General features: G+C 44.0%; 20 protein-coding genes. 11 read left to right on the top strand and 9 right to left on the bottom strand.

Annotated features, from left to right (window positions below; all coding sequences use genetic code 11):
• Together EGI32_RS09400 and EGI32_RS09395 are read right to left on the bottom strand one after the other, a co-directional pair.
• The coding region (locus EGI32_RS09400; RefSeq protein ID WP_255155139.1) for a transposase at positions 1-573 on the bottom strand (573 nt) is incomplete at its 3' end.
• Between the two features lie 184 nt (positions 574-757).
• A complete protein-coding gene (locus tag EGI32_RS09395) occupies positions 758-2188 on the bottom strand; it encodes an SDR family oxidoreductase (protein WP_255155138.1) in 1431 nt (476 codons plus the stop codon).
• Positions 2189-2288: 100 nt separating this feature from the next.
• Between EGI32_RS09395 and EGI32_RS09390 the strand changes: the two genes are divergently transcribed.
• Positions 2289-2792: a YdeI/OmpD-associated family protein gene (locus EGI32_RS09390; protein ID WP_255155137.1), complete on the top strand. Its 504-nt coding sequence runs from the start codon at positions 2289-2291 to the stop codon at positions 2790-2792.
• Between the two features lie 77 nt (positions 2793-2869).
• On the opposite strand, the gene EGI32_RS09385 is transcribed toward EGI32_RS09390, so the two are convergent.
• Positions 2870-3817 (bottom strand): transglutaminase domain-containing protein, encoded by a 948-nt coding sequence (locus EGI32_RS09385; protein ID WP_255155136.1) that lies wholly within the window; start codon positions 3815-3817, stop codon positions 2870-2872.
• A 145-nt stretch (positions 3818-3962) separates the two neighbouring features.
• Positions 3963-4319, bottom strand: coding sequence for a hypothetical protein (locus EGI32_RS09380; protein WP_255155135.1), 357 nt, complete (start codon positions 4317-4319; stop codon positions 3963-3965).
• 314 nt (positions 4320-4633) lie between these two features.
• Between EGI32_RS09380 and EGI32_RS09375 the strand changes: the two genes are divergently transcribed.
• From EGI32_RS09375 to EGI32_RS21325, 4 genes are all read left to right on the top strand, one after another.
• On the top strand, positions 4634-5161 hold the full coding sequence (locus tag EGI32_RS09375; RefSeq protein WP_255155134.1) for a hypothetical protein: 528 nt from the start codon (positions 4634-4636) through the stop codon (positions 5159-5161).
• Between the two features lie 1451 nt (positions 5162-6612).
• On the top strand, positions 6613-8721 hold the full coding sequence (locus EGI32_RS09370) for a PAS domain-containing sensor histidine kinase (RefSeq protein ID WP_255155133.1): 2109 nt from the start codon (positions 6613-6615) through the stop codon (positions 8719-8721).
• A gap of 81 nt (positions 8722-8802) precedes the next feature.
• The gene (locus EGI32_RS09365; protein WP_255155132.1) at positions 8803-9045 is read left to right on the top strand and encodes a type II toxin-antitoxin system ParD family antitoxin; all 243 of its coding nucleotides are present in this window, start codon (positions 8803-8805) and stop codon (positions 9043-9045) included.
• Complete coding sequence (locus tag EGI32_RS21325; RefSeq protein ID WP_369681649.1) at positions 9042-9266, top strand: type II toxin-antitoxin system RelE/ParE family toxin; 225 nt, start codon at positions 9042-9044, stop codon at positions 9264-9266. The genes EGI32_RS09365 and EGI32_RS21325 overlap by 4 nt, the downstream gene beginning before the upstream one ends.
• Positions 9267-9453: 187 nt before the next feature.
• Here the strand turns inward: EGI32_RS21325 and EGI32_RS09360 are convergent, their stop codons facing one another.
• Positions 9454-9894, bottom strand: coding sequence for a VOC family protein (locus EGI32_RS09360; RefSeq protein WP_255155131.1), 441 nt, complete (start codon positions 9892-9894; stop codon positions 9454-9456).
• Between the two features lie 330 nt (positions 9895-10224).
• Between EGI32_RS09360 and EGI32_RS21145 the strand changes: the two genes are divergently transcribed.
• Both EGI32_RS21145 and EGI32_RS09340 read left to right on the top strand, forming a co-directional pair.
• The gene (locus EGI32_RS21145; RefSeq protein WP_369681648.1) at positions 10225-14982 is read left to right on the top strand and encodes a PKD domain-containing protein; all 4758 of its coding nucleotides are present in this window, start codon (positions 10225-10227) and stop codon (positions 14980-14982) included.
• Positions 14983-15022: 40 nt separating this feature from the next.
• Positions 15023-16051 carry a PorP/SprF family type IX secretion system membrane protein gene (locus EGI32_RS09340; RefSeq protein WP_255155130.1) on the top strand — a complete coding sequence of 343 codons (1029 nt, stop codon included), beginning with the start codon at positions 15023-15025 and terminating at the stop codon, positions 16049-16051.
• Positions 16052-16143: 92 nt separating this feature from the next.
• Here EGI32_RS09340 and EGI32_RS09335 read toward each other — a convergent pair whose 3' ends face one another.
• Positions 16144-17541: a T9SS type A sorting domain-containing protein gene (locus EGI32_RS09335; protein WP_255155129.1), complete on the bottom strand. Its 1398-nt coding sequence runs from the start codon at positions 17539-17541 to the stop codon at positions 16144-16146.
• A 559-nt stretch (positions 17542-18100) separates the two neighbouring features.
• Between EGI32_RS09335 and EGI32_RS09330 the strand changes: the two genes are divergently transcribed.
• Together EGI32_RS09330 and EGI32_RS09325 are read left to right on the top strand one after the other, a co-directional pair.
• A complete protein-coding gene (locus EGI32_RS09330) occupies positions 18101-18409 on the top strand; it encodes a hypothetical protein (protein WP_255155128.1) in 309 nt (102 codons plus the stop codon).
• A gap of 11 nt (positions 18410-18420) precedes the next feature.
• A complete protein-coding gene (locus tag EGI32_RS09325) occupies positions 18421-18708 on the top strand; it encodes a hypothetical protein (protein WP_255155127.1) in 288 nt (95 codons plus the stop codon).
• A gap of 590 nt (positions 18709-19298) precedes the next feature.
• On the opposite strand, the gene EGI32_RS09320 is transcribed toward EGI32_RS09325, so the two are convergent.
• Entirely contained in the window at positions 19299-19688 is a 390-nt protein-coding gene (locus EGI32_RS09320; RefSeq protein ID WP_255155126.1) for a hypothetical protein, read from the bottom strand.
• 154 nt (positions 19689-19842) lie between these two features.
• The gene (locus EGI32_RS09315; protein WP_255155125.1) at positions 19843-20265 is read right to left on the bottom strand and encodes a 4-fold beta flower protein; all 423 of its coding nucleotides are present in this window, start codon (positions 20263-20265) and stop codon (positions 19843-19845) included.
• Between the two features lie 540 nt (positions 20266-20805).
• Between EGI32_RS09315 and EGI32_RS09310 the strand changes: the two genes are divergently transcribed.
• Complete coding sequence (locus EGI32_RS09310; protein ID WP_255155124.1) at positions 20806-22956, top strand: T9SS type A sorting domain-containing protein; 2151 nt, start codon at positions 20806-20808, stop codon at positions 22954-22956.
• A 486-nt stretch (positions 22957-23442) separates the two neighbouring features.
• Positions 23443-24615: a hypothetical protein gene (locus EGI32_RS09305; RefSeq protein ID WP_255155123.1), complete on the top strand. Its 1173-nt coding sequence runs from the start codon at positions 23443-23445 to the stop codon at positions 24613-24615.
• Positions 24616-24891: 276 nt separating this feature from the next.
• Here EGI32_RS09305 and EGI32_RS09300 read toward each other — a convergent pair.
• A partial coding sequence (locus EGI32_RS09300; RefSeq protein WP_255155122.1) for a hypothetical protein occupies positions 24892-25106 on the bottom strand: 215 nt, incomplete at its 5' end.

The raw sequence follows: 25106 nt of genomic DNA, 5'->3' as shown, positions 1-25106 counted from the left end.
ACCGTCCCTATTGAGTCCTACGGCCAGGTAAATGGTTTTGTTGATGACCTTACTATTCTCCCTCACCTTAAAAACGATGCCATCCATCCACACAATTAAATACACCGGCTCCAAGGGCCTGTTCTGCCAGGCAATAACGTCATTGGCTACTGTTTCAGTAATACGGGAGATGGTGGAAGCAGACACTTCAAAATTATAAACTTCTCTTATCTGCTCTTCAATGTCGCTTACACTCATTCCCTTAGCGTAAAGAGATACAATGACGTTTTCTAACCCATCCACCATATTTTGCCTTTTAGGCAGCAGCATCGGGTTAAAAGAAGCATCCCTGTCTCTTGGTACCTGAACGGTAGACTCTCCAAAAGAAGTTTTTACCTGTTTGGCTGATGTACCATTACGGGCATTGGAAGAGCTGCTTTTCTCATGCTTGTCATAACCCAGATGTGCATCAAGTTCAGCTTCCAGGATTTTTTCAATACCCCGCTTTTGGAGTTGGGCTAAAAAACTGTTGAGCTGGTCGCCGGTTTTGAGTTGCTTTAAAAAAGCATCCGTGAGTTGTTGTTCGTTGTCCATAATTAAACTGTGTTTTAAAGTTATAAAAAAAGTGATCAAGAACTTGGGGTACCCCAAGTTCTTGATCACTTACACAGTTTATGAAACAGTACCAATTTGGCCGGATGCCATTGTTGGTGTTTTCACCAACAACGTAAAGTCGTTGGTGACAACACCAGCAACGGCATCTTGAATTGATTTATCTCTAATCCACTTTACAGATATTCCGTATCATCCCGCTAAAGATAAAATAGTGAAACGGCAACATCGCCATCCAGTACAATCTTCCCCAAAGCCCTTTCGGTCTGAAAGTAGCTGTCTGACGCAGTTGCAGCTTATGGTTCTTTTTCAATATCCTGAATTCGAGCCAGGCTTCACCAGGCAATTTCATCTCTGCGAAAAGCAACAACCGTTTTCTTTTTTTATCCGCCACCAGCACGCGCCAGAAATCAAGCGCATCGCCGGCTTGTATTTCGCTCGTATTCGTGCGGCCACGGCGAAGCCCGACACCACCTACAAATTTGTCCATCAGGCCGCGGACTTTCCAAAGGCTGTTGGCATAATACCAGCCCTTTTCGCCGCCAATGCTCCATACGTTCGACATTACCTGGTCCTGGGTTTCGCCCACCTCCCGCCATTTCACATCTTTGAAAACACCATGTAAGGGAACTTCCACATACTTCGCCAGGTCGATATGGCTGTTGCTGCTGATAAAGGCATCTTTCCAGCTGCTGAGCACCATCTGCTGCTCGATTTTTTCGAACGCAATTTCCACCGCTTCTTTGTAAGAGATCAGGCTGATATTGAGTTCTGCAGCCAGGTCATTTGGCCGGCACACAACATTTATTTTCATGCTGTCTACCAGGTTTACCGCCAGCGAATAAGACGTAGAGGTTACAAAATACAACCAGTAAGAAGAAAGCCTGGGCGTCATGATAGGGAGGATGAATATCTTTCGTTTCAATTTTCTTACTTCAGCAAATTGAAGCAACATGTTCTTGTAACTTAACACGTCGGGCCCGCCGATGTCGAAATTTTTCCCGAAAGTGTTTTCTTTCAGGCGCACGCGGTTGAGGAACTGTATCACGTTGCGGATAGCGATCGGCTGGCAAAGCGTGTTGAGCCACTTGGGTGTGACCATCACAGGCAACTTCTCCACCAGGTCGCGTATGATCTCAAAAGAAGCGCTGCCCGAACCTACAATGATCCCTGCTCTCAAGGCAGTGAGCGGCACCGTACTTTTGTTCAATATATTTTCTACGGCCAGCCGTGAAGAAAGATGTTGAGAGAGATGTTGCTCATTCACAATTCCGGTAAGATAAATGAGCTGTTTGCAGGAAGTTTTTTCCAGTAAGCGAATAAAATTAACGGCCGATTCTGCTTCCAGCTTTTCAAAATCCTTTCCACTGCTCATGCTGTGGATGAGGTAATAGGCTACATCGATATCTTCAGGAAAAGTGGTATCGCCTGGTTGCAAAAAATCTGTTTCGATCACATGCATGTTGGCGTGGATAGTGTCTGAAACAAACCGTTGGCTATTGCGCACACAACAATAAAGCTCGTGGCCTTCTTCCAGCAATACCGGTATCAACCTTTGGCCGATATAACCATTCGCGCCTGTGATGAGGATCTTCATAGTATGATAACAGTTGTGTACAGCTTTAGTTCATTCAATTTTTCGGCCACACTTCCATTACAAATCACCTGAATGGTTTATTTTTAAAGAAAGATACTTTATGAAGATCATCTTCACCGCCCTGCTCGAGAAATTTGCTTCACAAGGCGAAAAGACCGGCTGGACATATATTACCATTCCTGAAAAAGTCGCGCAAAAGATCAATCCCGGTGTAAAAAGATCTTTTCGTGTAAAAGGAAAACTGGATGATCACCCGATAAAGTTTGTGGCGGCGATGCCCATGGGAGACGGTAATTTCATCATCGCCATCAATGCTGCCATGCGTAAAGCCATCCGTAAACAAAAAGGGGAGAAGGTGGAAGTTGAACTGGAGCTGGATAAGGCAAAAATTGTGCTCAACAAAGAATTGCTCGAATGCCTGGCCGATGAGCCGGCAGCTTTACAGGAGTTCAATAAGATGGCGCCATCACATCAGCATTATTATTCCAAATGGATTGACAGTGCAAAAACGGAAGCGACGAAAGCGAAAAGGATTGCGCTTTCGGTAGACACACTAGCAAAGAAGATGAACTATGGAGAAATGATAAGATCAATTAAGAATTAAGAATTAAGAATTAAGAATGGGACATAATTTTAAATTCCCTTTTGATATTGTCATCATTCTTAATTTTTAATTCATAATTATTCACTGATTTCGAGGTAATAAGACACCAACTCCTTCCCATCCACCACCACTCTTACCGGGTAAGTATCTGCCACTTTAAATTTATAGCTGAAAGCGATAGCCCCGTCGGAAGTGAAATTCATCGGCTCAGGTTTCGCTTGCTTCCTGGCGTCGCCGATGATTAGGTTGATGGAGGCAATAGTTTTTCCATTATAAGGGAAAGAAAAATTTACCGGCGTGTTGGCTTTTATTTTGATGTAACCGTTGGCCGGTGTAAGTTTTTGCACACCATATTCATAAGCCGCATTTGAAATTACCGGGAGGCCGTAAAATTCCTTCACACTTTTGGGGCCGGCGCCCAGTTGCCAGGCGCTGTTATCAGGATAATGATCGAGGTTGAATAATTTGCGGTCGGCGAAAAAATATTCGCTGGTAAAATGTTTGGTGAATACCGCCATCTTTTTATCCAGGAAGCCACTGGCTTTGGAGGCATCGATGTAGTACCAGGTATCGGGACTTTGGCCGAGCTGCACCACATTCCACGAATGATTGAGCTCGTCGGGCTGGTTATTGATATCTTCCGGAAAATTTTTGATATAACCATCTACCGATAAACACCTGATTTTGGCCCAGCTGCACATTTCCTGCACCAGCAGCGAAAAGCCGAGTGGGGTGGCTTTGCGCAATTGCACTACTTTTTCGGGAAGGTTATTGCGGGTATCGTTCATCTTGATCGCTTTGCCGTCCAGTGCAATGTTGTTGGCGATCCAGTAATAGATGGCGCGGGCCTTATCTTCCTTCGATTCAAAATTTCGGGTAAGCGTATCCGCTATCACGGCAAGATTGAAGCCGCTGAGCGGGCCAAGTTTCTGCACCGCATCATCTACATTTTTATACGTGCCTTGTGCACTCAACGATAAAGAAATAACGAAAAAGAGAAAGCTGAACAGGAAGATTTTTTTCATAGGTTAAAAATAAACAACCTAACGTTAATGAAACTCAAATAGATGGTCTTTTGCCACTAATGACACGAAATTATACGAATGAAATCCAGATTTTTAAAACCAGCCATTTGGAAAAGACGTTGAAGGTTTGACTATTGACTATTCACTATTGACCTTTCTTCTTACGCATCTCTTTCCATTTCTGTTTCTGCTCATCCGTGAGCACCCCTTGCATTTTGCGGGCATTTCCTCTTTTCATGGAATCCACTTTCGATTTCTTTTGCTCATCCGTCAGCGTTTCATCATTCATGATGGCATCTTTAGAATCCTTGTTGGCTTTGCGCATTTCTTTGATCTTGCCCTTTTGTTCTTTGGTGAGATCGAGTTGTTTCAATTGTTGCTTCTTACTCTCTTTTGTTTTGGCCAATGAGGCGGAGGTATCTTTTACCACTTTGCGCTGTATCTGTGAGAAGCCGGAAACGGCTGCAAAACTGATGATCAATAGAAGGATGGCTTTTTTCATTGTTTAAAAATTTTGGCTAAGATGGGATTTTTGCCGGGAAGTTTAATGAGAGCAGGAATATATCTTTAGTCCTGTCAAAATGAATAACAATAGCTGCGTTAAAGCTGATGCAATATATCGATAGGAGCATTCCTAAAGAAGTAGTTTTTGAGGTAAATTTTCAAATTTGTATTTCTGAAACGAAATAGCTAGTATTGTTGTACCCTAAGCCAATATCCTTCACTTCACTGATTCATTATAACAGGTTTTACTTCGTATGCGGAAGCTGCTAATAGTTCAGGTAACTATATTTTATCAGCTTTTAAAAATCAGTTATGAAAAAAATGAACAAAGTGTTTCTTTTCGCCATGATCATGGCGGCGGCGGTAGCCTGCAAAAAATCTAAAGATGAACCTGCTTCGCCAACCACCAGGAACCAGTGGGATGGCCGTTACCGGATGGAGGGTACCATGACCGATCTCACCAACTCAGATTTCCGGTGGAAAGATAATACCTACCTGTATACCCTGCAAACGAGCGGTACCAATACCGACAGCCTTGTTTCGGCCGATCTCGGTTTCCCGGGTATCGTCATTGCTAACATTACCAACGCCACATTCTACAGCGGATTTGGGCTCGTACTTACCCTGGATGCCGCCAACAACAAGGTAACCGGCCTTACCAATTATTTCGGGCAACCTTCCTCTGCCGGGCGTTCGGCAGTGCTGGATCCTACAGGCGCCAACTCCATCGACCCTGCTACCAAAAATATAAAGTTGAAATTCTTTATGGATCAAACCGGGGTAACCGGGCACAGGGCTACATTTGATGTGACGCTGGTTTACCTGGGGGCGAGGCCCTAGTTTTGAACTACGCAACCACGGAGGCACGGAGGAACACACAAAGGTGCAACTGTAGTGTTACTCTGCGCTTTTTTGTGCCGTCCTGCCGAATGGCAGGGGGCACAAAAAAACTCATCGAAATAATTGATTGTAACATTTGCGTTTTTCGAATGAAAACGGTAGTATTGTCGTGTCATGATCTTATGTTCTTCACTGAGATTGATTTTTTAATTAAACAAACTTGTATTTCGAAACTGGGTATTGCTTCGTATGTTTTTTAAAAGTCTGATGTAAAAGGGTTTAGCGAAATGTCGCTTTAAAAATTTTGCTTTTAGGAATGATTTCCTTTGTGCTTTTAGCTCCAATTCTTAAACGGATGACTGCCGTGTTGATTGAACTTTTCAATTATTTGGCTTTCATAATCCCGACAACATTGCTTGGTATATTTTTTTTCAATTTACTTTCAGTTAGACAACATTTTCAAAATCAAAAAATATTATTGTGACAGAATAGAACTGCCGACAATATCGGTTTTTGTGCAATTGGGGCTTGAAGTCGAAGCAATCATCAGCAGTGCCTGTCCAGGCTTTGGTTTTGCCCTGCGGAATTCTGCCGGCTTTCGTTGGTTGACTTTGGCTTTCGTTATTAATTGAGCTTCAGTTCCCGGCAGATAATTGGTCAACTCCAAAACACACAAAGCCTCGAACGTTAATGGTCCTGCTTACTTACCATTGGTTTACACTTACAAGAGTAATACAGAACGTTTCTCTAATATATCCGTTATGCCTTCAAAATAGAATGCAAAAACAAAACCATCTGGAATGATCAATATTTTTTCAACTCCCGACAAGGAAAAGGACTACCAGGCCTACATGGTATATGTATTGGTTATTATCTGGTCGGTAGTGACAATGACAATTTTTTCTATGGGATTCTTTCTGCTTCCTGAATTCAAGCGGAGATGGTTGGTACTTCTTGGTATTTCAGTTTTTATAGCTGCTGTCAACCTTACGTTAAATCGATCTGGAAAGACCCGCCTGGCAAGCTGCTCGCTTACATGTATGCTTTGGTTATTTATTACCCTTCCATGTTATTCAGCAGGAGGCATTACAGCTCCGGGTATTTTAATGCAGATGAGCGTAATTCTGACTGCCGGATTTTTGCTGGGCTGGAGGGGAGGGCTGGCTATCGGGTTATTGAGTATTGGTATCGACTTTTGGTTTGCCTATATGGAATTGATTGATCGTTTGCCAAAGCCATCGGTGATACATACTCCTGTGACCCGATGGGTTGCTAACATCATTTCTTTCGGTACTATCATATCCTTACAGTATTACGCTACCAATCACCTTCGGACCGGCCTGATTGCCATGCAACGGGAAATACAAAAACGGGAGGAAGCTGAAAAGATAAAAGACCAGACACTCTTCGACCTTGGGGAACGCATAAAGGAGTTGAAGACGCTTAACAGGGTGAGCCAGATCCTGCAGGATGGAGATGCCTCGCACCCGCGCCTGATTAAAAGAATAGTTGAAACGCTTCCACCAGGCTGGGAGTATCCGGATAATACTGCGGCCCGTATTCTTATTGCTGAAACAGAATATTCAACGTACAACTTTAAGCCATCTCCGTTCAGCCAGCAGGCCGAAATGAAAACAGCTTCAGGAACCAGGGTGATAATTGAAGTAGTATACCTTCAACAAAAGCCCGAATGTTATGAGGGCGGCCCTTTTTTGAAGGAGGAACGCAACCTTATTGATACGTTGGTGACAATGCTAAAGATTGACCTGGAACGGAGAGAACGTAAAGCTGAATTGAAAGATTATAAATATGCATTGGATGTAGCTTCAATTGTGAGCATTGTTAATGTAGATGGTACATTCTCCTTTGTAAATAATAATTTTTGTGAAGTCAGCAAATATAGTCCTGAAGAATTAATAGGCAAGAACCATAGTATAGTATGGTCAGGTATCCACCCACCCGGATATTTTGAGGAATTGAAAATTGCTATGCAAAATGGCACTCCTTTCAGAGGAGAATTCTGCAACATAGCAAAAGATGGCACTTTATATTGGACAGACAGCTCCATTGTTCCTTTTTTAGGGGACAACAGAAAAGTGTATCAATATCTTTCCATAAATAAAGATATTACCAAGCGGAAGGAAATGGAACATTTGATCAAAGAACAGGCAGAAACATTCAGGGCCATTATGGAAAATACTAAGGAGTCCATATACCTTATTTCACCGGAATTAAAACTCCTGCAATATAACAATACGGCTAAGGAAAGAATAAAGTTGACCCGTGGAATGGAATTGTATATCGGCAGCGATTACCGGGAATATTTATTCCCGGAAAGTACCGATTTCTTTTATTCCATGTTTAATGATTCATTAAAAGGGATCTACCGTTCAGAAGAAACAAGGGTTAAGGGCATATCTGGTAAATATTTCTGGATTGGGTCAAAAACATCACCGGTATACAACCTTGAGGATGAACTGATAGGGGTCAGGCTTCTGTGTGAATCTATTGATGAGAGAAAACAGGCAGAAGCTATTCTGCTTGAAAGTGAAGAAAAATTCAGAAGTATTGTTGAGCAAAGCCTGGCAGGGATATACATTATCCAGCACGGAAAACTTGTCTATATAAACCCGGGATTTGAAAAGATATTTGGCTATTCAAAAGAAGAAATGCTCAACAATATGTCTTTTGAAGACCTGGTACATAAAGATGATCTGGCCCTGGTGAAAAATATTTACCACCAACGGATTTATCAACACAAAATAGATCCGCAATATACTTTCAGAGGGGTCCGCAACAACGGAACCATTGTACATCTCGAGGTGATTGCTTCTTTGATAACGTACAATGAAGAACTCGCTATAATCGGAACACTGGTAGATAGAACGGATCGCATAGAGCAGGAAAGAAAGGTTAATCAGGCCGTTTTGCATGCCCAGGAAAAAGAAAGGCTTCAGATTGGTATGGAATTACATGACAATGTGAAGCAGATTTTAGCAGGGTCAGGCCTTTTTCTGGATATTGCAAAAAGTAAATTGGATGATACGGAAGCTATTTCCAGGATACTGGACGACCTGAAAAAATATAATACCCAGGCTATTGATGAACTACGGAGGCTTTCACACCAGCTGGCCCCTTCGGTGGAAGAAGATACTACCCTGGGTGATAAAATTGAATGGCTTATACTGAATTTAAACCTGGATAAAAATTTAGCTGTTTCTATTAACATTGAAGAGTTTAAGGAACCACTTGATAATAATACCCAGGTTATTTTCTACAGGATATTGCAGGAGCAATTGAGTAATATTCTTAAATATGCCGAAGCTTCTGAAGTAGAGATCAATATCCATAAGATGGATCATTCAATCTCTTTACAGGTGAAGGATAATGGCAAAGGATTCGACGTTCATGCAAAAAAAGAAGGAATTGGATTAGAGAATATCCGGCGAAGAGTTCAAATGTTGAATGGAAAAGTAGAGATCATCTCTTCCCCGGGTAAAGGTTGCCAGGTAAATGTTGAGGTTCCTTTAACTTTTTCAGTTCCAGATGCGGATGCATAGAATTCAGGCCATATTAACCCGGTAATTGCTTTTTGACATATACCAACTATTGGTACATTTGCTCACGAAACAAATATTCTAATGGCTAGAAATACATCCGTTCTTCTGGGCGAACATTTTGAAAAATTCATAGATAGCGAAGTTGCGTTGGGTAGATATGCATCTGCCAGTGAATTAGTGCGTACTGCACTAAGATTGCGGGAAGGTGAGGAGCAGACAAAGAAGAATTTGATCAGTGCATTAAAAAAAGGTGAGCGATCCGGAATTGTAAAGAATTTTGATCCAAAGAAACATTTAGCAGGTCTTCACAAAAAACATCAATGAAATCATTGACAGTGATTTTTAGGGATCAGGCTCTTTATGATCTGGAAGAAATCTGGTTGTACACTTTTCAAAACTGTTCGCAAACCCAGGCAGACAGGTATCACTCGCTGATCGTTAAAGAAGTTGAGTTCTTATCAGTCAATCCGGAATCAGGAAGGGATCGATCAGATCTTCGGAAGGGTTATTTTTCGTCAAAGATTAAATCTCATATCATATTTTAGAAAGTTTCTGCTGTTGAATTAGAGATAGTCAGAATTTTGCATGAAAATATAGATCTTTCAAACCGGTTGGATTAGCTCCCGGTACACAATGTACCGGGAACTGATTTTCCTGAAGCCCCTGTATCTGCACCCACTGCAGGCCTTGGGATCAGGCAGCGGCATCCTGGCGCAAGGCAGCCGGTAATTTTTATATTTTCCCGCTTTGCGCCGGATCAAATTCCACCATCCACTCAATGCCATACTTATCCCTGAAGCTTCCGAAATATGTTCCCCAGGGACTGTCGCCGATAGGGTATTCCGGCTGTCCGCCTGCAGAGAGGCCGTTAAATAATTTGTCTGCTTCGTCTTTGGTTTCTGCCTGTATTACAATTTTACTGCGGTTCTCGTTCTCATTGGTCTTGCCCATGATCTCCGGAACATCGTTCCCCATCAGCACACTGCCTTGTCCGGTGGGTAAAGCGATATGCATGATCTTATCTTCTTCCTGTTTGGGGATCTCGAAGCCGGGAATGGAGAGATCTTTAAAACGGACCACTTTTGAAAAGTTTCCGCCAAATACCGATCGGTAAAAATTAAACGCTTCTTCGGCATTTCCGTTGAAGTTTACGTGGGGATTAATGGTTGCCATGATTGATTATTATTTTATAAGTCCAAACATACTGCTTATCAATGAAGAATAGGGTAAACTTTGCGCCAAAAAAGAGGCTGTTTGCGCCAGAACCTTTGGATATGCTACCGGAGCCCAGGAACCAGCATTGTAGTAAAACTTCTAACCACCCCTCGAAACTCATCCCATTTTTTGTAGTGATGGCGCCTGTATTTGTTACCATTTCGTCAAATTACCCACACCACACAATTTTTCCAACATCCCCTTGTTTAATAATTGTCAGTCGTTGATTGACAACATCCGATAATCCAAATACACATGAACAAACGGTTACCTAGACCAATTGGAATTGTGGCCATATTGTTGCTTTTTTCCTTCGTGTCGAAGGCGCAACTGTCTGCCCAATTTTCAGCTACACCTACAGAAGGATGTTCGCCCCTCATTGTGAGCTTCCGCGACCAATCTACCGGCAACCCCACCCAATGGAAGTGGGATCTGGGAAATAATACCATCTCTTACCTGCAAAACCCAACCGTCACTTATTTCAACCCCGGCACTTACCCGATAAAGCTGGTAGTACAAAATGCCGGCGGAAAAGATTCCCTTGTAAAACAGCAATACATCACCGTGCACGCGGCGCCCGAAGTGAGCTTTACAGCAGCTGTTACGAGCGGTTGCCTTCCTTTGGCAGTAGCGTTCACCAATACCAGCGTTGCCGGAAGCGGCACCATCAGCAGCTACTTATGGGATTTTGGAGATGGAAATTCTTCCACCGCCGCCAACCCATCACATACCTACACCAGTTCGGGAAACTTCAATGTATCGTTGATAGTGACCAACTCCAAAGGCTGCAGGCAAACATTTTATAAAAGCAATTACATCACTGCCTTTGCCGAAGTAAAGTCGGCCTTCACCATCCTTAATCCTACAGGTTGCACCGCACCCCATACCGTAAATTTCCAGGCACAGGGCACCGGCAACGGATTGCTCACCTACAGCTGGAATTTTGGCGATGGCGGCAGTTCCACCCTGGCCAATCCTGCACATACCTATACCGCTACCGGGATCTATACCGTAAAACTGATCACTACCAGCGCCGATGGCTGCCGGGATACCGCCACACAAGTCAACGCGGTAAATGTGGGTGCCTTACAACCGGCTTTTACCGTGCCACCCGTTTGCGAAGGTGCAGCAGTTACCTTCACCAACACGTCTGCACCCGTTCCCGATTCGGTACGCTGGGATTTTGGCGATGGCACCACTTCCACCGTGCTCAGCCCCGTGAAAACATTTGCCACAGCAGGTACCTACGCGGTAAAAATGCTGGGGTATTTTGCCGGCTGTAAAGATTCTGTCATCCGGAGTATTACCGTAGCTACCAGGGCCAGTCTTAATTTCAGCAGCCCCGATACCGCAGGCTGTAAAGCGCCGCATACCGTTTCGTTCAGCAACACTACAACCGGTGCGGTGAGCTACATTTGGGATTTTGGTGATGGAGCAACCAGCACGGATGCCAACCCGGTACACACCTATACCGCTTCCGGCAACTTTACTGTAAAGCTCATTGCTACCAATGCCAACGGCTGTGCAGATACTTTGGTAAAAAATAATTACATCAAAATTCAACTGCCGGAGGTAAGTATCAATCATCTTGTGCAAAAAGGTTGTGCACCGTTCAGCTGGACTTTTTCCTCTACCGTTACCAGCGTAGAACCTATTGCCACTTATGCCTGGGATTTTGGCGATGGCACCACTTCCACACAACAACATCCAACGCATATATTTGCTACCGGCACTTATGATATCCGCCTGATCGTAACTACCATCGGCGGTTGCACCGATACTGCAGTTGTGCCCGCGGGTATCATCGCCTCCACCAAACCACAGGCTGCTTTTTCGGCTACGCCACGGGAAGTGTGCGCTTTCAACAACGTACAATTTACCGACCTCAGCACCGGCACGGTGAACGAATGGATCTGGCTCTTCGGCGATGGCGGAACTTCCACCTCGCAGCATCCCACACATCAATACCAGGATACCGGTATGTTTACCGTCACGCTGATTGCGGGTAACCATGGCTGTTATGACACCCTGGTAATCCCCCGTTACATACACGTAAGGCCGCCTATTGCAAAGTTTAATGTGGCCTTCAATTGCGGTCAGCCTTTTGTGCGGAATTTCACCGACCGCTCTATCGGTGCCGATGAATGGGCCTGGGATTTTGGAGATGGAAATACATCTACGCTGCAAAGCCCTTCGCATACCTATTCGGCCGCGGGTACCTATACTGTTTCGCTCACGGTGCGCAACCTGGAGACAGGCTGTACGCATACCAAAACCCAGCAGGTGATAATAGCGGATGAAGATGCGGATTTTTCTGCTTCGCAAACGGTGATCTGCGCCAAAACTTCCACCACTTTTACCGCTACACAACGCAATGCCGCCGGCATTGTAAATTACGCCTGGACTTTCGGTGATGGAACTACGGGCATGGGACGCACCATCAATCATACTTATGCCAACAGCGGAAATTATTCCGTGCGGTTGATCATCACCGATGCAGCAGGATGTAAGGACACGTTGCTACGCCCGAATTACATAAGGGTGAATGGCCCCATCGCTAATTTCAACGCGGCGGTGCCGGGCAGCTGTTTAAATTCGGCCGTTACCTTCAACGACCTTAGCACCACCGATGGGGTGAATGCACTTACAGAATGGACATGGAACTATGGCGATGGCACCACCACCACTTTAACAGCTCCGCCTTTTGTACATAACTATGCCACCGGCGGCAGCTACAATGTATCCCTCACGGTGAAAGATGCGTCGGGATGTACCAGCAGCATTACCAAAGCAAATCACCTGATCATATCTACACCGGTAGCGGCTTTCAAAACAGCGGATACTTTATCCTGCCCGGGAAGCGGGGTGGTTTTCACGAACCAATCCACCGGGCCAAACCTTACCTATGCCTGGGACTTCGGCGACGGCCAAACCAGCACCGCAGCGGCACCTTCGCATGTATATGCTGCTACAGGGCTGTATACAGTTAAGCTGCGCATTACCGACAAGTACGGCTGCAGCAACGAGATCGTGAAAAATAATTATATCCGCATCGTATTGCCGGTGGCCGATTTTACGGTGAGCGATTCTACCGGCAGCTGTCCTCCCCTGATCGTACAGTTTACCAATACTTCCGTAAACCAGGCCACGTATCGCTGGGATTTTGGCGATGGTACTTCTTCCAACGCGGCAAGCCCTTCGCATTTTTACAATGAGGCGGGAGTGTTTATCGCGAAGCTCACCATTACCAGCGCCGGTGGTTGTACTTCAATAAAAACGAAGACCATCAGGGTGAAAGGCCCGAAAGGAAATTTTTCATATACCAACCGCAGGGGCTGCGCCCCGCTTACTGTAAGCTTTAAAGGCACTACGGAAAACGCGGCATCCTTTGTCTGGGATTTTAATGATGGTACTACAGTTGCCACCAACGATTCCATCATCACCCATACGTATACTATTCCCGGTATTTATCTGCCCAAGATGATCCTGAAAGATGCGGCAGGATGTACAGTGCCCGTAGTAGGAAAAGATACCATTTTTGTAATAGGAGTGGAAGCTGCATTTGTTGCCAGCACGGCCGTACTCTGCGACCGGGGAACCATACAGTTCACGAACAACTCCGTAAGCAATGACGCGATCACCGGTTACCTCTGGAATTTTGGCGATGGCCAGACATCCACGGCTGCATCACCATCGCACACTTATACTTCAACAGGAAATTATATTGTGAAGCTGAAAGTGACCACCGCCTCCGGTTGTACAGACAGCCTGCGCTCCACACAGCCGATCAAAGTGGTGAAATCGCCGGTGATATCCGCTACACAATCCGCCAATAATTGTATCCCGCTGATCGCCAAATTTTCGGGCAACCTGTTGAATGCCGATACATCAGCCATCAGCTGGCAATGGGCTTTCAGCGATGGCCGCAACATCAACAATAAAATAATAGATTCTATCAGCTTCCCGGTGGCAGGTACATACAATTTTAACCTGATCGCTACCAACAGCAGCGGATGTAAGGATACTGCTACGGGATCCATACAGGCATACCCATTGCCCAATACCAATGCCGGCGATGACCAGATGATCTGCAAAGGTACCGCCAGGCAGATCAATGCTACCGGGGCCGCTACCTATAGCTGGTCGCCCGCCACAGGCCTGAGCTGCAGCAATTGCCCTTCGCCGATGGCCAACCCGGCGGTTGCCACGCAATACATCGTTACCGGTGTATCGGCACAGGGATGTATCAAAAAAGATACGGTGAAAGTAACGGTAACCAATCCCTTCAAAATGACTGTGGGCAAAGGCGATACGTTGTGTGTAGGCGAATCAGCAAAGCTGATAGCGATGGGTGCCGCATCTTATCAATGGAGCCCTTCCACAGGGTTGAACACTACTACCGGCCCGATCGTAAAAGCATCGCCTAATACCACCACGAGATATATGCTGGTGGGCAGCGACAGCGTAGGTTGTTTTAAAGACACCGCTTATTTCCCGGTAAAAGTTTACCCGATACCTACGGTAAATGCCGGTGCGGATATCACGATGAATGTGGGAAGAACGAAGACCATTACACCGGCGATCTCACCGGATGTAACGAAGGTGGAATGGACACCATCAACAGGGATCGTAAGAAGCGTATACCCCGGCATTGAAATAAAACCTACACAAACTACCGACTACCAGGTGACCGTGAGCAACCCGGGCGGGTGTACCGCCACCGACAACCTCCGGGTATTGGTACTGTGCAATAATGCCAATGTATTTATCCCGAATACTTTTTCCCCCAATGGGGATGGCGCCAACGAAATATTTTATCCAAGGGGTACCGGCGTATTCAGCATCAGGTCGGCGAGGGTATTCAACCGCTGGGGCGAAATGGTGTATGAAAAAGTAAACTTCAAGGCCAATGATGCGGCCAGCGGCTGGGATGGAACTTTCCGCGGCAAAAAATTGCCCCCCGATGTATTTGTATTCGTGTTCGAGATCACGTGCGACAATAATGAAACGATCATTTATAAAGGCGACGTTGCCTTGATAAGATAATAATAAACTCAGCTATCCAACCATCCAATATCATTAACTTATGAAACCGATTTTTTACCTCTTTACCTGTTGTGCTGCATTGCTGCTTTGCAAGGAAGCAAAAACGCAGGATATCCATTTTTCGCAGATGTTCGAAACACCGCTGCTACGCAACCCTGCACTGGCGGGCATTTTCTCCGGGGATATCCGCGTGCAGACTGTGTACCGTTCGCAATACAATGCCGTGTCGCATGCCTACCAGACCACGTCTGCCAACATGGAATATAAGATGCTGGTAACAAAAGACGATTACCTTACCATGGGCGCACAGGTGCTGTATGATAAAGCCGGTACGGTTTCTTTAACGTCTACCCATATTTTGCCTGCGCTCAATTACCATAAATCGCTGAGCGACGAACGCAACATGTATCTCTCGTTGGGTGTGATGGGCGGTTATGTGCAGCGCAGGATCGATCCGTCGAAGATCACTACCAACAGCCAGTACGATGGCGATCACTACAACGAGCTTACCTACAATGGCGAAACATTTCCATCGCCTTCTTATTCTTACTTTGATGGAAGTGTGGGCATGAGCTTCAATACCGAACTGGGCAGCGAACCGGAAAATAACATGTACATAGGTTTCGCTTATCATCATTTCAACAAAGCAAAAAAAGTAAGCTTCTACACCCAGAGCAATATTGAGCTTACGCCCAAGTATGTAGCATCGGCAGGTATCCGCACGAGTACATCCGATTATAATTATATCACCATAGAAGCGGATTATACGCGGCAGGGTGCTTACAAAGAGATCATCGGCGGACTGCTGTATTCCATGAAACTCGAATCCCCCGATGAGCCGAGGTACATCGTACATGGCGGCGCTTACATCCGCTGGAACGATGCCATCATCCCTGTGGTAAAGCTGGATGTGAAACCGATGTCGTTTGCGATGAGTTACGATATGAATATTTCGAAACTTGCCCAGGGCAGCAAGGGCAGGGGAGGATTTGAATTGTCGATCGTGTATCAGAAATTTCTGGATCGGCAAAACACTACGTTGAATGCAACGCGTTGCCCGAGGTTTTAATGGACTTCATTGAATGATTATCAGGACTGTCACAGCAATGACAGTCCTGATAGGAATAGTGGAAAGCATGAGAAAGGAGTTCCCGTGACCTGTTATAATTTTATAAACTGGCGGCTTATTTTTTGGGTTTGATCGAAGATCACCAATTGGTAGGTACCTGCCGGGATATTACCAAGCGTTGCCGTTTTATTTCCTCCATTACTTACCCCGAGTTTTCCCGATTTCAGCAAAAGCCCATTAGCGCTGAATATAGAATATTGTGTTCCTCGCCAGCCTTCCGGAACGGTGAAAACCAGTTGTTCATTTACTACAGGATTATGAAGAAGGCGGAAAGTTCCTGTATGATCATTCTTAAGCGTAATTATTTTCGAATAACTGTAGTTTCCATCTATATCCAGCTGTTTGATACGTGCATAGATCACCGAAGCGTTTGTTGAAAATCCATATTGATAGGAACGTTTATTATCGCTATAGCCTGCGGCGGGTATACCGCTCCGTTGCGCAACAAACTGTTGGCCGTCGGCAGAAGTTTCCAGGTCAAAATGACTGCTGTTTCGCTCCTGAATGGTTTCCCATTGAATGAAGGCCTGGCCATTTTTTAATTCACCGCTTATTTCGCCCCAGTGGAGTGGTAATGTGCCGGTAATGATAAAATCGGAAGGGATGCTGAAACTACCGCCGATACCTATGGAATATGGGTTGGTATTGTCTCCTATATAATTTGCCGGATTACCTATGGCACTCAGCAGTTGTGCCCTGGTACCCGTTCTGATGCCGGCATAGATCATATTATCAAAACCATAATTTGCCGTTCCGAAAGTTCCGGGGCCGCTGGATGTATTATTTACATTGTGAGTTAGCGCTACCGCTGTTGTGCCATTGCTTAATCCAGTGGGCAGAAAGGAGCCTGCTTGACTTGTAACGTTGCCGCTCGTCTGCCATACTCCTGTGCCTGATAGCGACAGGGTCTGCTGTGTGCTGTAAGCATAGATAAACGTAGCGCCCGTAGTTGTTCCGCTGGTACCCTGGTAAATAATGATCTGATCGCCGGCAGGCGGAAACAAGCTGGCTGTACCTCCCAAATGGCCGGTAACTGTTCCATTGTCTGTTAACCCTCCATTGCCGGATACTGCGCCGTTAAGGTCCGCAAAATTGGAACCATCTGCGCAGTCCATGGCAAAAACTTTCCCTGCAGGAACCGCAGTGGTTACGGTCCAGGTAAGATGCCCTTCAATGACTGCATTGACATAAAATTGCGCAGATTCATTGAACCCTGCATCGGTAAAATGCACAACCGTGCCTGCTGCTATATCCCGCAAACAGACAATTGCCCAGCGGGCATCAGGAAAACCATCAGCATCTAAGTCGGCAGACTGATCTGTATTGAAGCCCAATACAGCTATGTCTCCCGCCACAAGTGGCTGGCCAGATGAAGACCCGGAGATAAATAAGAATAACAGTACCATTGGTACTATACACCATTTTTTCATAAGATTATTGTTTTAGTAGTAACGAATTTAAGAAAAATAAAACATGTATTACAGAAAACGATGGTTTTTTGGCTATCGGGATAATGATTTTTATGGCCGTCTTTTAATCCGATGGAAAGATTGTGGAGTTGTAGGATGGTGTTGAAAGTGGGAGGGAGAGGATTGTGAGGAGAGCTTGCTGAAAATAGAAAATGATGAATACCCCGTAAGGGGTATTTTTTATTTTTACGGGTTTTAGATTTGCATTTTTGAAAGGGAATTGGTAGTATTGAGATGCCGTAACCTTATGTTCTTCACTTCCATCAAGCCCGATAAAAAAGATTGAAGGCGCAATCGGCCGCTTTGCCTGAAACCTCCCGTTGGCATACAAGAGCAATAAATGTAATTTTTTTTAACAACACTCAGTTTGTATTTACTAACCTTATAATGGCTTTCGGATATTTTTTGGAATGATTGAGGTAGAATGGATTCGGAAATATACGAAAGTTAATTAGGAAGATAAATTTTGTAAATAGGTGAGTGCAGGCAATTCATAAGGCTCAAAAAAGTTAAAATAAATATGGAAAAACTTATTTACAACACTGATCCGACAAAACAGTATGACGGCCCGGACTTTGAAGAATACTGTATTTCAGAAGCAAAATATTTGCCTGCCAGCAGGGATAGAGCACCTTGTATAAGTTGTCCATTAAATAACTTATGCATTCCGGGTTTTGAAGAACAAGTCAGAAAACTTCAAATGGGGGAAAATCCAAGCCTGACAGAAAGTTGCTCTTTTGAACCTGATAGGTTATTAACAGAAAATCTTTTTAAAGGCCTTACAGTGGAACAAATTGAATTTCTTAAAAAACATATTCCTAATATTTAAATAATAACAAAATGAAAGAAGAAATTTCAAAATTACAATTAGAAGCAAAAAAACAATTAGCTCAAAAGGCTGACCTTATTAGTAAACAGCAGCTTGAGGCTAAAAAACAGTTAGCTCAGAAATCAGACCTCGTAAGCAGACAACAGCTCGAAGCTAAAAAGCAACTCGCCCAAAAAACAGACATTTTGGGTAAGCAACAATTAGAAGCAAAAAAACAATTGGCTCAAAAGGCTGACCTTGTTAGTAAACAGCAACTTGAAGCTAAAAAACAATTGGCGGTAAAGAAAGATTTGAAGTAAAACTGCCTGCAACGCAGGGTTTGCCACAAGCGTGGTTGTACGTAAGAACAACCGGCAGCTGCGGCATGCTCTGGTCGGTATGTGCAATGCAGTCGTACCACTGTTAGAATATAAAGCCTGACAGATATTATAGTTCGATTTTGTTGCGTTTTATTTCTTATCACCGATTTCTTTTTCGTTTTGCTGACCGGGAAGAAGCATCAAATCCTCCTCCAGATTTTTCGCCCGCGTTGGTAACCTTCCTGAATATATAACTTATCATTCCCCCCGTAAGCCGCCGCCGCGTGGTCTCCTGACCTGCGGCGTCAACCTGGAAAAACCTGCATCAAAAAATTAATGTGGATTTACCCTCTGAAAAATGTGGAGAACAAAATATAAATTGGCTGTTAATGGCAGTTTTCAAATGTCCGAACGATAGCAGTTCAAGAGGCTACGCCTCTTCGTCTCACGTGTGGGGTGATGAATTTATATAATTAGTCCATCAACGCAGGCAAAGAGATCTATGCCTTTTTAGACTTATAAGTTCCGTTCTTTGTTTTTACAATAAACTATAAGATTGATGCCTTTCACTTAAGAGGCCATGCCCTTCTTTAAAAATCTATTGTGTATGATTGAGATATGTTTGATGTTGATGAGTTGCTACCAGACTTGGAAGCTTTAAGTGCAAATGGCCCACTATTTTTGTTAACATATATCTCAACAGTGACAAGTGAACTGTTAACTGATACGGAAGCTCTAAACCCTTTTTTTACCGGTCCATATGTTTGATTCCAGCTTCTGTACTGATACCCACTAAAAGATCTATTTCCTTGATCTGTGTTAACAGAAAAATTACTAAAATAAGCATAGGTTCCATTGCCTTTTATAACATATTTGACATAGTAGTCATCGTTTGTAGCAGCTTTATCATCTTTCTTACAAGATGATAAAGCAATAAAAATGGCTAAGGATACGGCGGTAATGTTTAAAAGTTTATTCATTTTTGCTGTCTTATTAGTTTGTATGAGCTCAACGTTAAATCTCTGTCGCCTGCTGAAGAGTTTTCGACAAGAAGAATAATTATTGTTGTCGATGCAAGTAAGCCAACAATAGAAATAATAGCGAAAATTTTTTTATTCATTAAAAGGTTTCAATTTAATCTGATTTTCCTGCAAGCAAAAACATTTTGAATGATGTATTTGACCATGAAGTAGACCAATATGGTTTATAAGGTGCGTATTCCTTATAACTTTTATATGGTTTATATTCTTTATAACTTTTGTAAGGTTCATATTCTGTATTCATGCTTGACGCAGCCTTAGTTGCACCGACAGCATCTCCTTCATGGTCTCTAATAACTCCCTTAACCCACCAACCTAAATGTTTACCGTTAAAACCATAGATATTATTGTCTGAAATGTATGCTACGGGTTTTCCACTCCATAAATAAATAGTTAAGTCATCGTCATCTGTGTCAACGTATGCAACAGCGATTCCTTGGGAATTAAATAGAGAAATCTCTTGGGCCTTTGTTTGGTTAAAAGCGAATAATAAAATTGAAATAAAAAATAGTTTCATAATTGTTTGATGTGATTTTTAGGTTGTATCCAAAAGCTTGCAGGCAAGCTCATAAATATCTGAGTCGAACCCTCATTCTCCACTTTCCTACATATTCTAAACCTATTCAGTGGTTTTTAAAAATATACGAAAGAGATGGACTGTTTCTAAATAGAAGTGTGTTTGTTTGAAAAATAAATAACTCCAGTGAAGAACATAAGGTTACGGTACCCCAATACTACCAATTCCCCCTCACAATTACAAATCTAAAAACCGTAAAAAAATACCCCTTGCGAGCTATCCCTCATGTTCGTTGATCGATCAGCATATCTTTCCCGGCCTGTGAAGGCATTTCCATGAAAGCCGGGCTAAGACTGCTTTCTCCGCTTCAACGTAATATTTTTCATAACTGCCTATTGCTTTACTGTTGCTCTGTAATGGTAAAAATACCGTGCATAAGTTATCGATCCAATGCTTGCATTTCTGCAGCCTATGGCGTAATTTTCTTTGTGTAACCTGGCTACAGGTCTTTAATCCCTTCACCTTTAAAACTGACGTACCATGAAAATTTTTCTAACCGTACTGATTGGCTGTTGTTTTTATCTAAGTAGTTTTTCACAAGTTGTTATCCGGTCCGACCAAAGTGCCTCCATTGGCAAAACCGGTTTATTTGGCACCAAAGAAATGATCACAGAACTGAACTTTCCCGCGATAAAGCAGGATGATGCAGCCCGCGAGGGCAAGGCAAGCGGAATGGCGAAGTTCGCTTTGGCCAGGGATGTGGATGTACATGTATTTGACGGCGTTGTGCCGGAAGTTTCGGGTGAATATCTTGTATACCGTAAAAGGATAACGGTGTCGAAGGCCCCTTATGTAAAGCTGATTTTCGACAAGCTGGTCATTGCGCCGGCCGCGGAATTGTATTTTTATACTCCCGGTGGCACTGTCATTACAGGGCCTGTTACGCAGGCTGAAAATATCGGGGCTGGCCGCACCTGGGGAACCAACAGCTTCCCCGGAAACATAGTAATAATGGAATTGAAGACACCGAAAAAAAATAAGGCTGTTAATGTACTTCATTTGAGCAGGGTACTGGCCGGGCTGCCTTCATCCGAAACCAGGGTGAATAGCCGGGACTCCTCCGCGTTCGGGAGGTGCGGTTATGCATCCAGCTGTCATATCAATGTATTATGTTCGCAGGGGAATAATTATGTAGCTGAAAGAAAAGCGGTGTGCATGATTGAAACCAATGACGGGGGATGGGGATCTGCAGCGCTTGTAGCAAACAGTTGTTATACCAATACCCCCTATGTGCTTACTGCCTGGCACAATACACAAGCTGGAAACCCCAACAACTGGACCTATATATTCGGATGGTGGAGCAACACCTGTACTCCCAGCACCTGCAATCAGACAGCTTTGCTTTTTAACGGCGCTTACCTGCGGGCAACTTATGAACCTACAGATTTTTCCTTGCTGGAATTATATCAAACACCTGCCTCTAACCTGGATATGACCTATTTGGGATGGAGCCGCGCTTCAACGGCTGCCACCAGTACAACGGGTATCAGCCACCCTGCGGGCGACCAGATGAAAATAAGTTTTGATTATAGCCCACCGGTTATCGGCAATGTGAGACTGAATGTAAACACGGCATGGCGGGTAACCTGGGATGCCGGCACGGTGGAACCCGGTTCGTCGGGATCGCCTTTACTCAATGAAGATAAGAGGGTAATAGGACAGCTTTTTTCCAACACACAGGTATGCAATGGCCCTACAGGGGGAAGCAACTATGGTCGGTTTGATCTTTCCTGGACTGGCGGCGGCACCAGCGCTACGCGCCTCAGCGACTGGCTCGATCCCACCGGCTCAGGAGTAACCACTACCAATACTACTCCTGTAGCAAACCTGTTGCCAACGAGCATGTCGCTTACGCTTTCGGGAAGTTCACAGATATGCAGCGGCTCATCTGTATACACCCTTACCGGCGCGCCGGCAGGGCAGCCGATCGTTTGGGCACTCTCCAATGCCAATGCCAGTTATACATCGAGTGGTAATACGGCTACTGTGACACACGTTAACAATGGCGATGTAACACTTACCGCTACCGTTGGCGGCGCCAACTGTGTTGCAGGTAATATGGCTGCCAAAACCATTAAACTGGGCGTGTATAATAATTACGAAGTGCAGATAAGCGGGTATACCATGATACCGGTTAATTACACCAACTCGTGGACCTATGACCAAAGCAAATACAATATCAGTAATGTGGCCTGGTACTGGTCACCGGGCTGGACTTGCTTTACAGGCTGCAGCAATAGTTATTATGCGGTACTGAAATCTCCGGCTACAGCCAGCACAGGCAACATCGGTTTTACTTTTACCAATTGCGGGGTCAACAATGTGAACGCTACCAAGTGGGTTGCCTGGGGGTATGGCGGGCCGAGCTACAGGATATCGCCGAACCCCGCCGGCAATACGATCAAAATAGAAGAGTTGGATAATGAAGGCAAAGCAGCCAGGAAGGAAATGATGATTGAAATGATAGAAATTGTAGACAAAACGGGTATCGTAGTGTATACCCGGAAGATAAAAGGCAAAACTTATGGAGCCTTGAATATTAATATCGGCCAGCTCAGGCCTGATTTTTACACGGTCCGTATATTCGATGGAAAACAATGGAGCGGCCATAAAATAATTGTGCAACGCTGAGCCAGCGCTTCTATTTGCATTAAAAAAAACGGGAAATAGATTATTTCCCGTTTTTTTTAAAAGAGATGGCACCTTATGAACGTATTGGCTGAAAACGCAGCAAACAACACGAACTGCGTAAAAAAAATATTTCAGGCAATATCTTTATAATAATCGTTCCTGTATAGTATTCCGGATCTTACGAGGCTAACAACCATAACAAAGGGTTGCTCGTTGGCAGCACCATTTTCGCCTTGTGAGTATTCCCCTTATAAATCTCTATCCCCGCTTTTTTTATTCATCCGTTACTGATACGCTCTTTAGGTAGTTTTTCAAAAAGCATTTGTATTGATCTCAAAAATCTATATTTTGTATGATCTGATCCGTACTGCCCCGTTTTGTTTCTTTTTGTTTAAGTGAGAAATAAATAAAATTTCAACAGGCTGTAAATTTTATTTATCCTGTTGAGAATATTCATTTTGCCTTCTTCATTAAAAAATAAAAACTATGAAACTTTCAATCAAAAAATCCGTCGTTTTTGTACTAAGCTTATTTTTCTGCCTGCAATCCTTTTGTCAATATCCGCCTGCGCAGGGCCCCCAGCCTGTAATACCGGGCACAGGCGTAAAAGAATTGCCCTTGTTTATTGTTACCAATCTTTTGAAAATTAAAATGCGGGATTCTATCATTCCTGCCATCAATGCCGCCATCAGGGCGCAGGGGCCGCCGGTAAGTATTACCGTTAGCGCCGTTATTACGCAACGTAAACCCACGATGGCGCAAACCCAATACATAGATCAGCCGAATAGCAAATATGTAACTATGCCCTATAAAGTAGATTATAAATTAAACATCTCTGGATATCCGGACCGTCATGTTTTTCAAAATCTGAGCATCGATATCTCTTCCAAAGACTGGTACGCAAACCAGGGTGGTATGCTGACTTTTTCATTGAATGCAGAAAAGCCTTACCTGGATGGGCCGTCTTTTGCAGAACAAGCCCTTAATTTTTTTATAGGCAATCGGTTAACATCATTAGTGGACAGTAAAATAAGGAGCTACTTGCCAAATGCCATCCGCCAGGCATTGCCGGTGACACTGTTAGATAGAAGGTGCAACAGGTTGAACGTAGTAGTTCCTTCCAATGATGCGCCGGAATATCAAAACAGTTATATACAGTATCAATATAAACCGGTGCGGAATCAAGGCCTTACAGTTTTGAATACCATCAACGTATCGGTAAAAAGCATCCGGCGGCTGAAAGCACGTAATTATGAAGCGAATACTATTTTATACGATTCTTCAGAGAATATCAACATTGAATTTTTTGCCAATAACAAACTTCAAACATTTGATGTGCAACAGATACGTGAAGACCAGGTGCGCAATTTTCCGGATAATAACATGGTTGTTGCCAAACCTGCAAGTACAGGGTCCCTTATATTGCTGGCTACCATTACACAAAGCAATTTCCTGAGGGAGTCGAGGTATGTTGAATTTAAAGTAAATAAAAGTTTCGGCAACGGGACCCAAAAGCTGATCGTTCAAAAAACATTTATTTCAAAGCCTTTCCAGCTACCGGGCGGAGGAATGAGCAAACCGCAGACCATCCCTGTTGATGCATATGAATTTACTGTTCAGGTAACTGTACACAACCAGGAATTGGGGGTTTCTCAATAAATAAAAAAAATGCCCTGCTGATGGACTGTATGGTTCAGCAGGGCATTTTGCTAATTATTCCCATTCCCCTCCGGTGTAAATATTACCTGCTATAAACCCAGATCAAAAGAAAATTTTCGCGATCACTTGCGCTTTCACAAGGTCGCCGGTCTGTGGCCGGTTTGCGGGTTGTTACCATTGTACCCGCGGCTGGTCCGAAAAGCTATGGTCTCCAAATTTTGCCACGTTGGTGACCTTCCGAAATATAAAACCCGGTTTCATTTATACGAAGTTTCGTTACAACATTTTTTTGAAAAAAAACTGTAACAAAAAATAAACTAAAAATCCGTTACACAAATTTTTTGAAAAAAAAGTGTAACAAGAATGAGTGGTTTGTTTTTTAAAGTTAAGTTCTGTACCCCGGCCACGGCGAAGGCAGGCCGGGCATGCTGTTAATGAATGTCGGCGCATCCGTGCGACGCCGGGGCGTGGCCTCCCGGCCAGCCCCTTCT

Origin of the sequence: Ferruginibacter sp. HRS2-29 (assembly GCF_024343615.1) — a bacterium.
Taxonomy (GTDB): domain Bacteria; phylum Bacteroidota; class Bacteroidia; order Chitinophagales; family Chitinophagaceae; genus Ferruginibacter.
This window is presented reverse-complemented; position numbering and strand designations above follow the sequence as displayed.